14 protein-coding genes are annotated in these 16,332 nt (G+C 38.4%); all 14 read left to right on the top strand.

What is annotated here, in order from left to right; translation table 11 throughout:
• Nucleotides 1-92: 92 nt before the first annotated feature.
• The 14 genes from rpsB to AC25Y1_RS03740 all read left to right on the top strand — a co-directional run bounded on the left by rpsB (nucleotide 93) and on the right by AC25Y1_RS03740 (nucleotide 16,331).
• Nucleotides 93-827 carry a 30S ribosomal protein S2 gene (rpsB, locus tag AC25Y1_RS03805; protein WP_488146616.1) on the top strand — a complete coding sequence of 245 codons (735 nt, stop codon included), beginning with the start codon at nucleotides 93-95 and terminating at the stop codon, nucleotides 825-827.
• 92 nt (nucleotides 828-919) lie between these two features.
• A complete protein-coding gene (gene tsf / locus AC25Y1_RS03800; RefSeq protein WP_488146615.1) occupies nucleotides 920-1,819 on the top strand; it encodes a translation elongation factor Ts in 900 nt (299 codons plus the stop codon).
• Between the two features lie 75 nt (nucleotides 1,820-1,894).
• Entirely contained in the window at nucleotides 1,895-2,620 is a 726-nt protein-coding gene (pyrH, locus tag AC25Y1_RS03795; protein ID WP_488146614.1) for a UMP kinase, read from the top strand.
• Nucleotides 2,620-3,177: a ribosome recycling factor gene (frr, locus tag AC25Y1_RS03790; RefSeq protein ID WP_488146613.1), complete on the top strand. Its 558-nt coding sequence runs from the start codon at nucleotides 2,620-2,622 to the stop codon at nucleotides 3,175-3,177. The genes pyrH and frr overlap by 1 nt, the downstream gene beginning before the upstream one ends.
• A 294-nt stretch (nucleotides 3,178-3,471) precedes the next feature.
• A complete protein-coding gene (uppS, locus tag AC25Y1_RS03785) occupies nucleotides 3,472-4,266 on the top strand; it encodes an undecaprenyl pyrophosphate synthase (protein WP_488146612.1) in 795 nt (264 codons plus the stop codon).
• Entirely contained in the window at nucleotides 4,263-5,057 is a 795-nt protein-coding gene (locus tag AC25Y1_RS03780; protein WP_488146611.1) for a phosphatidate cytidylyltransferase, read from the top strand. Before uppS ends, AC25Y1_RS03780 begins: the two co-directional genes overlap by 4 nt.
• 16 nt (nucleotides 5,058-5,073) lie before the next feature.
• Complete coding sequence (locus AC25Y1_RS03775; protein ID WP_488146610.1) at nucleotides 5,074-6,222, top strand: 1-deoxy-D-xylulose-5-phosphate reductoisomerase; 1,149 nt, start codon at nucleotides 5,074-5,076, stop codon at nucleotides 6,220-6,222.
• 75 nt (nucleotides 6,223-6,297) lie between these two features.
• Nucleotides 6,298-7,557: an RIP metalloprotease RseP gene (gene rseP / locus AC25Y1_RS03770; protein ID WP_488146609.1), complete on the top strand. Its 1,260-nt coding sequence runs from the start codon at nucleotides 6,298-6,300 to the stop codon at nucleotides 7,555-7,557.
• Between the two features lie 49 nt (nucleotides 7,558-7,606).
• The gene (locus tag AC25Y1_RS03765; protein ID WP_488146608.1) at nucleotides 7,607-9,313 is read left to right on the top strand and encodes a proline--tRNA ligase; all 1,707 of its coding nucleotides are present in this window, start codon (nucleotides 7,607-7,609) and stop codon (nucleotides 9,311-9,313) included.
• Nucleotides 9,314-9,527: 214 nt separating this feature from the next.
• Complete coding sequence (locus AC25Y1_RS03760; protein WP_488146808.1) at nucleotides 9,528-13,832, top strand: PolC-type DNA polymerase III; 4,305 nt, start codon at nucleotides 9,528-9,530, stop codon at nucleotides 13,830-13,832.
• 236 nt (nucleotides 13,833-14,068) lie between these two features.
• On the top strand, nucleotides 14,069-14,545 hold the full coding sequence (gene rimP / locus AC25Y1_RS03755) for a ribosome maturation factor RimP (protein WP_488146607.1): 477 nt from the start codon (nucleotides 14,069-14,071) through the stop codon (nucleotides 14,543-14,545).
• A 22-nt stretch (nucleotides 14,546-14,567) separates the two neighbouring features.
• On the top strand, nucleotides 14,568-15,716 hold the full coding sequence (gene nusA / locus AC25Y1_RS03750) for a transcription termination factor NusA (protein ID WP_488146606.1): 1,149 nt from the start codon (nucleotides 14,568-14,570) through the stop codon (nucleotides 15,714-15,716).
• Between the two features lie 19 nt (nucleotides 15,717-15,735).
• Nucleotides 15,736-16,014, top strand: coding sequence for an RNase P modulator RnpM (gene rnpM, locus AC25Y1_RS03745; RefSeq protein ID WP_488146605.1), 279 nt, complete (start codon nucleotides 15,736-15,738; stop codon nucleotides 16,012-16,014).
• Nucleotides 16,011-16,331, top strand: coding sequence for a YlxQ family RNA-binding protein (locus AC25Y1_RS03740; protein WP_488146604.1), 321 nt, complete (start codon nucleotides 16,011-16,013; stop codon nucleotides 16,329-16,331). The genes rnpM and AC25Y1_RS03740 overlap by 4 nt, the downstream gene beginning before the upstream one ends.
• The last annotated feature ends 1 nt before the right edge of the window (nucleotide 16,332 follow it).

The following is a 16,332-nucleotide window of genomic DNA, read 5'->3' as shown; positions in this document are numbered from 1 at the left end:
CACACGTGCATGGACTTTGAAATGGTGCCGGAAGGTTGTTTCACTGGATGATTTGCACGGAGGAACTCAAACCAAAACAGGAGGAATTACAAATGGCAGTAGTCTCAATGAAACAATTACTAGAAGCGGGTGTTCATTTCGGACACCAAACACGTCGTTGGAATCCAAAAATGAAGAAATTTATTTTTGTGGAACGTAACGGCATTTATATCATCGATCTTCAAAAAACGGTGAAATTGCTTGAAGAAGCATACTCATTCATGCGTCAAGTTGGAGAAGATGGTGGAAAAGTACTTTTTGTTGGTACGAAAAAACAAGCACAAGATGCAATTAAAGAAGAAGCAGAACGTTCAGGAATGTATTACATCAACCAACGTTGGCTTGGTGGTACACTAACAAACTTTGCTACAATTCAAAAAAGCGTAGCACGTATGAAGAAGATTGAACGTATGGAAGAAGATGGTACGTTTGACGTTCTACCTAAAAAAGAAGTTGTTCAATTAAATAAAGAACACGAAAGACTAGAGAAATTCCTAGGTGGAATTCGAGATATGAAATCACTACCAGATGTTATGTTTGTAGTTGACCCACGTAAAGAGCGCATTGCTGTTGCGGAAGCAATTAAATTACATATTCCTATTGTAGGGATTGTTGATACAAACTGTGACCCTGATGAAATTGACTACATCATTCCAGCGAATGATGATGCAATTCGTGCAGTACGTTTACTTACGAGCAAAATGGCTGACGCTTTGATCGAATCAAGACAAGGTGAAGACGAAGCAGCAGCTGAAGAAAGCACGGAAGAAACAGTAACTGTAGAGTAATTTTTTGAATCCAGGCGATAAGCTAACCCCTTATCGTCTTTTTTAGGAATTGGTCTCGATTGGAGTTTCATTTTACGATACATTATTGGAGGATGGAAAATATGACAGTAAAAATTACAGCTCAAATGGTTAAGGAATTACGTGAAAAAACAGGTGCAGGTATGATGGACTGCAAAAAAGCTTTAACAAAAGTAAATGGTGATTTGGAAGCAGCTATCGATTTCCTGCGTGAGAAAGGTTTGTCGAGTTCAGCATCAAAAGCTGACCGCATCGCTGCAGAGGGAACTGCACACATCCTTGTTGATGGAAATGAAGCAGTTATCATTGAAGTAAATGCTGAAACAGATTTCGTTGTGAAAAACGAAGCTTTCCAAATACTAGTAAATGAATTAGCTGTTAAATTACTTGAAGCTAAACCAGCTACAATTGAAGAAGCGCATGATTTGAAATTAGAAAATGGTTTAACAATTGCAGAACATATTTCTAATGCAGTTGCTAAAATTGGTGAAAAAATTACACTTCGTCGTTTTGAAATTCGTACAAAAACAGACGGCGATGTATTCGGACCATACCTCCACATGGGTGGTTCAATCGCTGTACTCGTTACGCTTGAAGGAACAACTAATGAAGCGGCAGCTAAAGATGTTGCAATGCATATTGCTGCATTAAATCCGAAATATATTTCACGTGACGAAGTTCCAGCTGATGAAGTTGAGCGTGAGAAAAAGATACTTACAGAACAAGCACTAAACGAAGGTAAACCTGAAAACATTGTTGCTAAAATGGTTGAAGGTCGAATTGGTAAATTCTTCGAGGAAATCTGTGTGCTTGATCAAGCATTCGTTAAGGATTCTGACCAAAAAGTTAAAGCATTTGTAAAATCAACAGGTGGAACATTAAAAGACTTTGTTCGCTATGGTGTTGGTGAAGGTATTGAAAAACGTGAAGAAAACTTTGCCGATGAAGTAATGAGCCAAGTACAAGGGAAATAAATAGTGTAATTTAATTGGGAACACACAAGTGGTGTTCCCTCTTTTTCGAGAAATCTGAATAAATGGAGGGTGCATATGAGCATGCCAAAATATAAACGAATTGTATTGAAGTTAAGCGGAGAAGCGCTTGCCGGTGAAAAAGGTTTTGGCTTATCACCAGAGGTTATTAAAAATGTTGCCGAACAGGTAAAAGAAGTTTCCGAACTTGGTGTAGAAGTTGCTGTCGTGGTAGGCGGCGGAAACATTTGGCGAGGTAAAGTTGGTAGTGAAATGGGTATGGATCGTGCAACTGCAGACTATATGGGTATGCTCGCAACTGTAATGAATTCACTAGCCCTTCAAGACTCTCTCGAACAATTAGGTGTTGAAAGTCGTGTTTCATCTTCAATTGAAATGAGACAAGTCGCAGAACCATACATACGTAGAAAAGCAATTAGACATCTAGAGAAAAACCGCGTAGTAATCTTCGCAGCAGGTACAGGAAATCCTTATTTTTCAACAGATACAACTGCAGCGCTTCGTGCAGCAGAAATTGAAGCTGATGTAATATTAATGGCTAAAAACAATGTCGATGGTGTGTATTCAGCTGATCCAAAGCTGGATAAAAATGCTGTGAAATATACAGAGTTATCATATCTTGATGTGATTAGCCAGGGACTTGAAGTGATGGATTCAACAGCTTCAACCTTATGTATGGACAATGATATACCACTCGTTGTATTCTCAATTATGGAGCAAGGAAATATAAAGAGAGCCGTACTCGGTGAACCAATCGGAACGGTCGTCAGGAGGAATTTGTAATGCCAACCGCAGTTATGAACCAAGCGAAAGAAAGAATGGATAACGCAATTGGAGCATTCTCAAGAGAACTCAATTCAATCCGTGCAGGACGCGCTAATGCTTCACTGCTTGACAGAATTACAGTCGATTATTACGGAGCACCTACTCCGCTTAATCAAATGGCGGGGATATCTGTGCCTGAAGCACGATTACTCGCAATTCAACCATATGACAAAACTACATTAGGTGATATTGAAAAAGCAATTATGAAATCTGATATCGGAATCACACCATCCAATGATGGATCGATTATTCGTCTAGCGATTCCTGCTTTAACTGAAGAACGTCGAAAAGACATTGTTAAAACGGTTAAGAAAGAAGCAGAAGATTCAAAAGTTGTTATTCGGAATGTTCGTCGCGATGCGAATGAAGATTTTAAAAAACTTGAAAAGAATGCTGAAATAACTGAAGACGAACTTCACCGTAATGGTGATGAAATTCAAAAGTTAACGGATTTATATATTAAGAAAATTGACGATCTCGCAAAAGAAAAAGAAGTAGAAATCATGGAAGTCTGAATTTGTGAAACTTCAATCCCTGCATTTTTTTGTGATTGTTAGTTAAACTATTCGAGCATTTGCAAGCAGCATATCCTAGATTTAGTTTACTCGCTTTTCTAATTAGATTGAAATTAGGCATTTTCTGCTTGATCTGCAGGATAGAAGAACTTTCTATTTTCTAAGACGTCCTTATTTCAGGACGTCTTTTTTACATCTATCATAAAATCACATATTCAATAATGAATGTTTTAGGGTTTTTTGGTACGATAGGAGTAACTAGCTCTGAAATGGCAGTGGAGTGGAGGAAATATTATGCTAGGAAAGATCATTGGTAAAAAAAGTATGGAGACCGTGCCTTTAATGGCGGTAGAACTAGAAAATGTTAAAAGTAAGCATATCCCTGCTCACGTTGCAATAATAATGGATGGCAATGGTAGATGGGCAAAAAAGCGTAACTTACCTAGAATTGCCGGGCATCATGAAGGTATGAAAACTGTACGTAGAATTACGAGAATAGCAAATGATCTTGGGATCAAAGTACTGACGCTCTATGCATTTTCAACCGAAAATTGGAAACGACCTAAATTAGAGATTGATTTTCTTATGAAACTTCCCGGAGAGTTTTTAAGAACCTACCTACCTGAGCTGATTGAACAAAACGTTAAAGTGGAAATGATTGGAAACTTTGAGATCTTACCTGAACATACAAAAAAGGCAATTCAACGAGCAATTGATGAAACTGCTGAAAATGATGGAATGACCTTAAATTTCGCTATGAATTATGGGAGTCGCCTAGAAATTATGCAATGCATGCAAAAAATTGCTAAACTCGCTACTGAAGGAAAAATTGAAATAGAAGATATTGATGAATCATTAATTAGTACCCATCTAATGACCGCTCATTTACCAGAGCCGGACTTACTTATTCGTACAAGTGGAGAAGTTCGTCTGTCTAATTTTATGTTATGGCAACTCGCTTACGCTGAGTTTTCATTTACAGATGTTTTATGGCCAGATTTTGATGAGTTATGCATGATTAATGAGATTAAAGAATATCAATCACGCAGTAGACGATTTGGGAGTGTAAGCGAGGAGGGTGAAAATTGAAACAAAGAATAATAACAGCCATAATCGCAATAGCTATTTTCACTCCATTTATACTGATTGGCGGATGGCCTTTAACGCTAATGATTTACGCGATTGCCACAATTGGTCTATATGAAATACTGCGAATGCGTAATATTAGTATAATATCTATTCCAGGATTATTAACTTGGGTGGCACTTGCTGTGCTATTAATACCGTCAAGTTACGAAGCTCGGATTTATGAAGTAGTCGGTTATTCAAAGATTGAAGTATTATTTGTCGTTACCTTATTGTTATTAATACACACAGTTATCGTTAAAAATCGCTATACTTTTGATCATGTTGCCTTTTCACTTTTTGGTGCCTTATATATAGGGATTGGTTTTTATTATTTAATCGAAACTCGGATATTTGGAATTGAATATGTTCTATATGCACTTACAGTTATTTGGACAACAGATACTGGTGCTTATTTTGTAGGGCGTAAAATAGGTAAAGTAAAACTATGGCCTGATATATCACCTAATAAGACAATAGAAGGATTTTTCGGTGGCATTATTACTGCAATTATATTTGCTTGTATCTTCCAGGCAATATTCCCAATTGCTTCGTCATACTGGATGTTAATCATTGTAACCATTGTTGCCTCTATTGTTGGTCAATTGGGTGATTTAGTTGAATCAGCTATCAAACGAAATTATAATGTGAAGGATTCGGGAAGACTTCTCCCAGGGCATGGTGGAATTCTGGATAGATTTGACAGTCTCCTTTTTGTATTACCGTTGCTTCATTTTCTTCAGTTCGTAGCATAACCGAAAGGGTGACAATATGAGAAAGAAAATAAGTTTGTTAGGGGCGACAGGTTCTATAGGCGTCCAAACAATTGATATAATTAAATCAAATCCAGAAAGATTTGAACTAGTTTCATTTTCCGCGGGATTGAACATTGACAAGGTTAGAGAATATGCAACTGCTTTTCAACCGCAAACAATTTCAGTCATGCAAAAAGAGGATGCAGAACGGTTAAAAGCTGAATTTCCTTCAATAAAATTTGTGCATGGGCAAGAAGGGCTTATTGAAGTGGCTGCTCACACTGGCGCAGACGTTCTGGTAAATGCTGTTATTGGTAGCGTTGGATTAAAACCAACAATTGAAGCAATTCGTTCTAAAATTACAATTGCAATTGCCAATAAAGAGACGCTTGTTGCTGCGGGTGAAATTGTTTTGGAAGAAGCACGTAAAAAAGATGTAGCACTACTCCCGGTAGATAGTGAGCATTCAGCACTGTTTCAAGCACTAAATGGTGAAAATCCTAAAACAGTGTCCAGACTTATCTTAACTGCTTCTGGGGGAAGTTTTAGAGACTTGGCTCGTGATGAACTTTCAAATGTCACTGTTAAACAAGCACTTGCACATCCGAATTGGTCCATGGGCAATAAACTAACAATTGATTCGGCAACAATGATGAATAAAGGACTCGAAGTGATTGAGGCACACCATCTTTTTGGAATGCCCTACGAAAAAATTGAAGTTCTTCTGCATCGCGAAAGTATTATTCATTCGTTAGTTGAATTTGAAGATACAAGTGTCATGGCACAACTTGGTTCAACTGATATGCGTGTGCCAATTCAATATGCACTCACTTATCCAAATCGCATACCAATGCAAAATGGTAAACCACTGCGTCTTGAAGAAATTGGGAAACTCCATTTTGAAAAACTTGATCTCAACCGCTACAAAGCCCTTGCACTCGCTTATGCAGCAGGGAAAGAAGGCGGAACCATGCCAGCTGCTATGAATGCAGCCAATGAAGTTGCGGTAAGTTTGTTCATGCAAGGAAAGATTGGTTTTTTAGAAATCGACAATATTGTCGAGCGTGTAATGGATTCACATAAAACGATATCTAAACCAAATCTTGAAATGATATCTGAAATTGATTCGCATACACGAAAAATAGTGTATGCTATGTTAGATTAACTTTATTCAGTAGATATATTTTGATTTCTGCTGAATGAAGATTTCCGGCCCTATGGCCAGTGAAGGTGGTTTTGTATGGAAACCGTAATTGCTTTTATAATCGTCTTTGGTTCTCTTGTCTTTTTTCATGAATTAGGGCATTTTCTATTTGCTAAAAAAGCTGGAATCATGGTGCGTGAGTTTGCAATTGGATTTGGTCCGAAGATTCTTGGGATTACAAAAGGTGAAACGTTATACACAATCCGTTTACTTCCATTTGGAGGGTATGTTCGGATGGCTGGAGAAGATTTCGATACAGTCGAACTTCAGCCAGGATATCGAGTCGGTATTTCCATAGGTGATTCTGATGAGGTCGATAAGATTTATTTAAATCAAAACGTGGCGGATCCAAATGTTATGTTTTTAGAAACAGAATCATCTGATCTGGATAAGGAACTTTTCATTGAAGGATACAATGAAGACGGTGAACTGGTTCGATATAATATATCTAGAAAAGCAGAAATTATTGAAAAAGGTCAAAAAACGCTAATCGCACCTTACGACAGACAGTTCGAGTCTAAATCTGTTGGTAGTCGTACAATGACGATTTTTGCAGGACCCCTTTTTAACTTTATTCTCGCTTTTTTCATTTTCGTTGCAATTGGGCTTTTACAAGGTGTCCCTACAATGGAACCAGTTATTACGGAAGTCCAATCTACGGGCTCTGCTTATGAAGCAGGGATGAAAGACGGAGATCTGATCAAGAAAGTCAATGACCAAGACATTAAAACTTGGACTGAATTCGCGGAAATTATTCAAGACAGTCCCGGTGTACCGTTAACGTTTACCGTGGAACGAAATGAAACACTTGTAGATTTAGCAGTAGTTCCAGCCACCATTGAAGATGCAGGACAAAAATTTGGTCAAATTGGCGTGCTCTACTCTAGTCCAATTGAAAAAAATGCATTAAAGTCAGTTTCATTTGGGGCTGAACAGACCTTTACTTGGTTCAAGACAATTCTTGAATTGCTTGGGAAACTTGTGACAGGGAAATTTACAATTGATGCATTATCTGGACCCGTCGGAATTTATAAGGCAACAGAAGAAGTTGCTAAATACGGAGTGTATAATTTGATGAACTGGGCTGCTATTTTAAGTATTAACCTAGGTATCATGAATTTACTACCACTACCAGCTCTTGACGGCGGTCGGTTACTATTCTTCTTATTCGAAGCAATTCGTGGAAAACCGGTAGATAAACAGAAAGAGGGAATGGTCCATTTTGTTGGGATTGTTTTGCTCATGCTTTTAATGCTTGTTGTTACCTGGAACGATATACAACGTTTTTTCTTTTAAATAAGAAATATGACAGGAAATATAAAGAAAATTATTATGGGGTGAATTGATGAAACAATCTTTAACGTTTATTCCAACTATGCGCGAAACACCATCAGATGCAGAAATTAGATCCCACCAACTTTTATTGCGTGCGGGATTTATTCGACAGACTACGAGTGGTATCTATTCATATTTACCATTAGGAAAAAAAGTCTTGGCGAAAGTTGAGAAAATTGTGCGTGAAGAAATGGAAGCAATTGATGCAGTAGAAGTACTAATGCCGGCGATGCAACATGCTGAACTATGGCAGGAGTCTGGCAGATGGACCGACTATGGCCCTGAATTATTTCGTTTAAAAGATCGTCATAATCGAGCGTTTGCACTTGGGGCAACGCACGAAGAAGTGATTACAGCTTTAGTTCGTGATGAATTGAAATCTTATAAACAATTGCCTTTGACAATGTATCAGATTCAAACGAAGTTTAGAGATGAACAACGTCCACGTTTTGGTTTACTACGTGGTCGAGAATTCATCATGAAAGATGCCTATTCTTTCCATTCGTCAGAAGAAAGTCTTGATGAGAAATATCAGGATATGAAACAAGCTTATACAAATATATTTACAAGACTAGGCTTGAATTTCCGTTCAGTCATTGCAGATGCAGGCTCTATCGGTGGGTCAGGAACACATGAGTTTATGGCACTTTCTGATATTGGTGAAGATACAATTGCCTATAGTGATACTTCAAACTATGCAGCAAACGTCGAAATGGCAGAAGTATTAAATGACTATACTAAGTCTGAGGACTCTCAAGGAGAAATGCAGAAGGTTTCTACGCCGGACAAGCGCACGATTGATGAAGTGGCATCCTTCTTGGACGTAGAAATCAGTCAATGTATCAAGACGCTTGTTTTTAATATTGACGGTGAATTAGTAATTGTTCTTGGTCGCGGAGACCATGAAATCAATGATATAAAGCTTAAAAATGCACTAAATGCGACATCTGTCGAACTTGCTTACGAAGGCGATATTTACGAGTTATTATCTTGTGAAGTTGGTTCAATTGGTCCAGTGAAATTACCAGTAGGCGTAAAAGTAGTTGCAGATAACGCAATTAAAGCAGTCGTTAATGGTGTGGCTGGCGCAAATGAAGACGGGTATCATTTGATAAACGTGAATCCTGAGCGTGATTTTGCAGTCGATAAATATTTAGATCTTCGTTTTATCAAAGAGGGAGATCCTTCTCCCGATGGTGAAGGTAAAATTAAATTCGCTAGAGGTATTGAAGTAGGGCATATATTTAAGTTAGGCACGACGTACAGCGAGCCGATGAATGGGACTTACCTTGATGAGAATGGTAGAGCACAACCTTATATTATGGGTTGCTATGGAATTGGCGTTTCACGCATTATGTCTGCAGTTGCTGAGCAATATAATGATGAAAGTGGATTGAAATGGCCAAAAAACCTAGCTCCATTTGATATTCATCTTGTTCCTATTAACATGAACAATGAAACTCAAGCAGAAGTAGCGAATAATTTGTACAAACTCCTACACTCATATAAATTTGAAGTGTTGTTAGATGACCGCTCAGTACGCGCTGGCGTCAAGTTTTCTGATTCAGACCTAATTGGTTTGCCGATTCGAATTACAATTGGTAAAAAAGCCGATGAAGGAATTGTAGAAGTAAAGTTTCGTGAATCTGGCGAGTCAACAGAATGGCATGTCGAAGAAATTACCGAAAAGCTTCAAGCTTTTTTTGGAGCAGAGTAAAACAGTGAATTAAGTTGTCTTAAAATCTAAAGGTATAGAAGGAATTTAATTGCTCCTATACGGGAAATACTAAAATCGTTGGAAAAGGCGTGACTCCTGAGGCTATGCCCGCGGAATGCGAACCATTCTGACGATTTTCTTTTTTAGTTAACAGACATAATTTCCTGATTACGTAAGGGGGAAGACATTTGTGAGCGAATTACTTGATCAAAAAATGAAGTTAAAACTTCTATTGAAACAAATTGATATGACAGAAGATGAATATACACGGCATTTTGATAATGCATTATTAGAGCGAGTGAGTATTCATCGGAAATCGAAAGTGTGGCAATTTAATCTTCAATTGGAAAACCCACTACCTGTGGATGTATATACCGTTTTTTCCCAAAGAATCAATCAAGCGTTTTCTGCAATTGCGAAAATCAGACTCCAAATACGAAGCCAAAACACTGTTCCTAATGAGCAGTTACTCGCTGGTTATTGGACATTTGTTATTGATGAATTACAAGACATGTCACCACCTATTCGGGAAAGGTTAACGAGTCAAAAACCAGCTATTATGGGTGGGAAAATGACGCTTATTTGCGATAATGATATGGAACTTCAAACAATGAAAGCAAAGTATGCATCGCTTATTTCTGATGTGTATACGAAGTTTGGCTTTTCTCAAACAATTATTGACTTTCAATTGAACGAAAATAGCAATGGGGCAGAAGAAGCACATCAAGCTTTTCTTAGGGAACGCCAACTTGAGGAAGAAGAGATGGGAAGAAAAGCGCTTGCTGATATGCAAAAACGTGAACAAACCCGTAAATTGAATGGAGATGCGCCACCATCAGGGCCATTCCAATTAGGTACGCCAATTAAAAATAATGAACCAATGATGGAAATTCGAAATATTCAAGATGAAGAACGTAGTGTTATTATTGAGGGCTATGTCTTCGACACTGAAGTTCGTGAACTTCGAAGTGGAAGATCTTTACTTACAATAAAAATTACTGATTATACAGATTCAATTATTGTTAAAATGTTCTCGCGTAATGAAGAAGACGGCCTTTTAATGTCGAATCTGAAGAAAGGTTCTTGGGTCCGTGCACGGGGTGGTATCCAAAATGATACATTCGTCCGTGATCTAATTATGATGGCTCAGTCAATTATGGAAGTTTCACCAGTAATTCGACTAGATAAAGCCCCTGAAAATCGTAAACGTATTGAATTACATGCGCATACGACAATGAGTCAAATGGATGCTGTCGTCACACCGTCCGCACTTGTTGAACAAGCGGCTAAGTGGGGACATCCCGCGGTAGCAATTACAGATCATGCCAACGTCCAATCTTATCCAGACGCCTATTCTGCTGGAAAAAAACATGGTATAAAAGTGTTATTTGGAATGGAAATTAATCTTGTTGATGATGGTGTTCCAATTGCCTATGGAGAACAACATCGGAAATTGGATGAAGATACCTATGTTGTTTTTGATGTAGAAACAACGGGGTTATCAGCGGTTTACAATACAATTATAGAACTTGCAGGTGTGAAGATTAAAAACGGTGAAGTTATCGATTCATTTGAACGCTTTGCCAACCCACATCAACCGATTACAGCTTTAATCACAAACCTTACGGGAATCACAGATGATATGGTAAAGGATGCTCCAGATGTATCCGAAGTTGTTACGGATTTCTCAGAATGGATTGGGGATTCAATTCTAGTTGCACATAATGCGTCATTTGATATGGGATTCTTGTATGAGGCATCAAAAAATGCTGATTTACCATCTGTTACCTATCCGGTGATTGACACGTTAGAATTAGCGCGGTTTCTTCACCCGGAAATGGGAAATCATCGATTAAATACATTAGCTAAAAAATATAATATTGAACTGACTCAGCATCACCGTGCGATATATGATGCTGAAGCAACAGGTCACTTATTTCTAAGGTTGCTCGAAGTTGCAGAGAAAAAAGGCATTATTTATTTAGATGATTTCAATAAGCATATCGGCGGGGGAGATACATATAAACGTGCCCGTCCATCCCACGCGACAATTATAGCGACAGATGATGAAGGTTTGAAGAACTTATTTAAACTTGTTTCTTATTCGCATATGAATTATTTCTTCAGAGTTCCTAGAATCCCTAGGTCATTACTTGTTAAACACCGTAAAGGTCTTATCGTGGGATCGGCCTGTTCCAATGGGGAAGTGTTTGAAGGGCTTATGCAAAAGTCTCCTGACGAAGTAGAAGAAATTGCTAAGTTTTACGATTATCTTGAAATTCATCCAAAGGCTGTTTATTCACATTTAATCGATATGGAGTTAATTCGAGATGAATGGAATATGGAAGATATTATGCGCAAGCTTATAAAACTTGGAAAAGCGGTAAATATCCCAGTTTGTGCCACGGGAAATGTGCATTATTTAGATGAAAATGATGCGATGTTCCGGAAAGTTCTCGTTCGTTCTCAAGGGGGAGCGAATCCATTGAACCGCCACTCGCTACCAGCAGTCCATTTTAGAACGACTGATGAGATGCTAGAAGAGTTTGCTTTTCTCGGCGATCAGATTGCAGAAGAAATTGTCATAGACAATCCACGGAAAATCATGGAAATGGTTGGAGATGTAAAGCCAATCAAAGATGATTTATACACACCTAAAATTGAAGGTGCAGAAGATGAGGTTAAAGATTTAAGCTATTCAATGGCCCATAAACTCTATGGAGATGAACTACCAGAAATTGTTGTTGAACGTTTGGAGAAAGAATTGACATCAATTATTGGAAATGGTTTTTCTGTAGTTTATTTAATTTCACATAAATTAGTAAAACAGTCTCTTAATGATGGCTATCTAGTTGGATCTCGTGGTTCTGTAGGTTCTTCATTCGTCGCGACGATGATGGAAATTACAGAAGTAAATCCATTGCCGCCGCATTATACATGTCCGACTTGTAAAAAAGTAGAGTTCTTCACGGACGGGTCTGTTAGTTCTGGGTATGACCTACCTGATAAAAAATGCGCCGATTGTGACGTTGAGTTTCGAAAAGATGGACAAGATATTCCGTTCGAAACCTTTCTTGGGTTCGAGGGAGACAAAGTACCTGATATCGATTTGAACTTTAGTGGCGATTACCAAGCAAACGCGCATAACTATACGAAGGAACTCTTTGGAGAAGATTTTGTATACCGTGCAGGAACGATTGGAACAGTTGCTGAGCGGACTGCCTATGGATATGTAAGAGGCTATATGAATGATAATGGGCTTAATCTCCGTGGTGCAGAAATCGACCGGCTTGTAATAGGATGTTCGGGCGTTAAACGAAATACAGGTCAGCATCCTGGGGGAATCATTGTTGTTCCGGATACAATGGATATTCATGATTTCACCCCGATTCAATTTCCTGCGAATGATTTGAATTCTGCTTGGAAAACAACACATTTCGATTTCCATTCGATTGAAAACAACCTTTTAAAACTAGATATTCTAGGTCATGATGATCCGACAATGATTAAAATGCTTGAGGATTTATCGGGTATTGACGCCCTAACGATTCCACCCGATGACGAAGGGGTCATGAAGTTATTTAGTGGGACTGAATCCTTGGGCGTAACCCCTGAACAAATTGGATGTAAAACAGGCACACTAGGTGTTCCGGAATTCGGAACAAGATTTGTTCGTCAAATGTTAGAAGAAACAAAGCCTTCTACGTTTTCTGAGCTTATTCAAATTTCCGGGTTATCCCATGGTACAGACGTATGGTTGGGGAACGCACAGGAATTAATTAAAAACAAAACATGTGAGTTATCTGACGTAATTGGTTGTCGTGATGATATTATGGTGTATTTAATCTATCAAGGATTGAAACCATCTCTTGCATTTAGCATTATGGAATCTGTTCGTCGCGGTCGTGGACTCACACCTGAGTTCGAAGATGAAATGCGTTCACAAGGGGTTCCTGAATGGTACATCGACTCATGTAAAAAGATTAAATATATGTTTCCAAAAGCGCATGCTGCTGCTTATGTATTAATGGCACTTCGGATAGCCTATTTTAAAGTGCATTATCCAATCTTTTATTACACAGCTTATTTTTCGGTGAGAGCTGCAGATTTTGATTTGTTAACGATGACTAAAGGTTCAGCATCAATTCGTGCTCAAATACAAGAGATAAATGCAAAAGGGTTAGATTCAACGCCTAAAGAAAAGAATTTATTGACCGTACTTGAAATTACACTTGAAATGTACGAACGCGGTTTTTCAATTGCGAAACCAGATTTATATAAATCCGATGCATCGACTTTTATCATTGATGGAGATTCGCTTATTCCTCCATTCAATTCCATTCCTTCGCTTGGAACAAACGTTGCTAATACAATTGTTGAAGCAAGGAAGAATGGCGAGTTTTTATCGAAAGAAGACTTACAACAACGCGGGCGAGTTTCAAAAACAGTTATTGAGTATATGGATTCGTTAGGATGTCTTGAAGGATTACCAGAAGCCAACCAACTATCGTTGTTCTGACCGCATAGTTTGCAACGCTGTATAGCCTATGTTATGATTAAGACAACTTTTGTAATAGTCTTGCGCAAAGAGTGGGAATTCCCGCTCTTTTCTGTTGTTCAGTAAGAGAAAACCCTACTAAAATGAGGTTAAAGCCTTAACAGAATGCCAATGATAATGAATAATAATCGTTATTCGATTATTGTATAGCAGTCGTGTCAAGGCGAATTTAACATGTGATAATTGGAGGGATTATAATGAGTAATATTACGTCAATCGTTGAAGGGCTCGTTCATCCAATCGTAGATGATTTGGGATTAGAGCTTGTCGATGTAGAGTTTGTGAAAGAAGGTCAAGATTGGTTCCTACGCGTTTATATTGATACTCCAGATGGAGATATCGATATTGATCAATGCGCACTTGTTAGTGAAAGATTGAGTGAAGAGCTTGACCGTACCGATCCAATTACACAAAACTATTTCTTAGAAGTTTCGTCTCCAGGAGCCGAACGACCATTAAACAATGAAGAGGATTTTGAAAAGGCAGTTGGCCAATTTGTTTACATTAAAACATACGCACCAATTGATGGTATAAAAGAATTTGAAGGTTACTTGCTAGCGTACGGCCCAGACGGTGCAGAAGTTGAAATGCGTATTAAAACAAGGAAAATAACAATATTGATTGATAAAACGAAAATTGCGCTGGCACGTTTGGCAATTGACTTTTCTGCATAATCGATAATAGGAGTGATGGACAATGAGTAGTGATCTACTCGATGCATTAACTGCTCTCGAACAACAAAAAGGGATTTCGAGAGAAGTATTGCTTGAAGCGATTGAAGCGGCATTAGTAACTGCATATAAGCGAAACTTTAACCAAGCTCAAAATGTTCGGATTGATATGAATGCTGATATTGGTTCAATGAGAGTACTGGCACAAAAAGATGTTGTTGAGGAAGTAGAAGATGAACGTCTGCAAATCCTTTTAGAGGATGCACATCTGATAAATCCAGCTTATGAAATTGGTGATGTTGTAGAAGAAGAAGTAACGCCTAAAGATTTTGGGCGAATTGCAGCGCAAACGGCTAAACAAGTTGTTACACAACGTGTTCGTGAAGCTGAGCGTGGCATGATATACGACGAATATGTCGACCGAGAAGAAGATGTTGTAAACGGCATTGTAGAAAGACTTGATGCACGTAATATTTATGTTGGTCTTGGCAAAGTTGAAGCTGTATTGCCAATTGGCGAACAAATTCAAGCAGAATCCTATAAACCGCATGACCGCATTAAAGTATATATTACAAAAGTTGAAAAGACTTCAAGAGGTCCACAAGTCTTTGTTTCTAGAACACATCCAGGTTTACTTCGTAGATTATTTGAACTTGAAGTGCCAGAAATTTATGAAGGTATTGTCGAGATTAAAACCATTGCACGAGAAGCAGGCGATCGATCGAAAATTTCCGTCTTTACAAACCAAGAAGAAGTCGATCCGATTGGATCATGTGTTGGCTCACGAGGCGCACGTGTACAATCGATTTCTTCTGAATTAAATGGCGAGAAAATTGATATCGTCGAATGGTCTGATGATCCAGTGGTGTTTGTAGCAAATGCATTAAATCCATCTAAAGTTCTAGATGTCCAAGTGAATGAAGAAGAGCGATCTACAACGGTAATCGTACCAGACTATCAGCTTTCACTGGCAATTGGAAAACGTGGTCAGAATGCAAGACTAGCTGCAAAATTAACTGGTTGGAAAATCGATATCAAAAGTGAAGAAAACGCACGTGAACTTGGTATTTATCCTTCAAGAGTTAAAGTAGCCGAAGTTGACTCATACTTCGAAGAAGAAGATTTTGATAATAATGATGAACCAATTGATTTATATAAAGAAGATGAAGACTGAGATGAAGGGGTGATTACACATGACGAACACGAAAAAAGTACCTTTGCGTAAATGTGCGGCGACGGGTGGAATGTTTCCTAAGAAGGAAATGATTCGAATCGTACGACCAAAAGAAGGGGAAGTTTCAGTCGATCTAACTGGTAAAAAATCAGGTCGAGGGACTTATGTGTCAAAATCCGAAGAAGCGGTCGAAATTGCACGTCGCAATCGATCAATCGAGAGCCAATTGAAGACAGCTGTTCCAGAAAAAGTGTATGAAGAATTACTACACGCAATACGTAGGGAGTCTTTGAAATGAAAGATACACAGAAAATCTTTCAATTGCTCGGTTTAGCAACTAGAGCAAGAATGCTAGTAACCGGTGAAGAACTTGCGATACGGGAAGTTCAAAACGGAAAAGCACATCTTGTTATAGTTTCGAACGATGCATCTGCAAATACAATGAAGAAAATTACGGATAAATGTACCTTTTTTAACGTTGAGAAGCATAATTTTGGTAATCGAGAAGATTTGGGGCACGCTATTGGAAAAGAAGCGCGTGTCACACTTGCAATAACGGATGCTGGATTTGCTAAAAAGCTTTCCGAGCTTCTTAACGAATACAACCGGGGGTGAG

It is taken from the genome of Sporosarcina sp. Y1009 (assembly GCF_057669865.1).
The sequence above is the reverse complement of the archived record's forward strand: the minus strand, read 5'-3'. Positions and strand labels throughout refer to the sequence as shown.

Coding starts and splice junctions, on each gene's coding strand:
- rpsB (WP_488146616.1), top strand. CDS start 93: ATGGCAGTAGTCTCAATGAAACAATTACTAGAAGCGGGTGTTCATTTC.
- AC25Y1_RS03775 (WP_488146610.1), top strand. CDS start 5,074: ATGAGAAAGAAAATAAGTTTGTTAGGGGCGACAGGTTCTATAGGCGTC.
- rseP (WP_488146609.1), top strand. CDS start 6,298: ATGGAAACCGTAATTGCTTTTATAATCGTCTTTGGTTCTCTTGTCTTT.
- rnpM (WP_488146605.1), top strand. CDS start 15,736: ATGACGAACACGAAAAAAGTACCTTTGCGTAAATGTGCGGCGACGGGT.
- tsf (WP_488146615.1), top strand. CDS start 920: ATGGAAAATATGACAGTAAAAATTACAGCTCAAATGGTTAAGGAATTA.
- AC25Y1_RS03765 (WP_488146608.1), top strand. CDS start 7,607: ATGAAACAATCTTTAACGTTTATTCCAACTATGCGCGAAACACCATCA.
- uppS (WP_488146612.1), top strand. CDS start 3,472: ATGCTAGGAAAGATCATTGGTAAAAAAAGTATGGAGACCGTGCCTTTA.
- frr (WP_488146613.1), top strand. CDS start 2,620: ATGCCAACCGCAGTTATGAACCAAGCGAAAGAAAGAATGGATAACGCA.
- pyrH (WP_488146614.1), top strand. CDS start 1,895: ATGAGCATGCCAAAATATAAACGAATTGTATTGAAGTTAAGCGGAGAA.
- nusA (WP_488146606.1), top strand. CDS start 14,568: ATGAGTAGTGATCTACTCGATGCATTAACTGCTCTCGAACAACAAAAA.
- rimP (WP_488146607.1), top strand. CDS start 14,069: ATGAGTAATATTACGTCAATCGTTGAAGGGCTCGTTCATCCAATCGTA.
- AC25Y1_RS03740 (WP_488146604.1), top strand. CDS start 16,011: ATGAAAGATACACAGAAAATCTTTCAATTGCTCGGTTTAGCAACTAGA.
- AC25Y1_RS03760 (WP_488146808.1), top strand. CDS start 9,528: ATGAAGTTAAAACTTCTATTGAAACAAATTGATATGACAGAAGATGAA.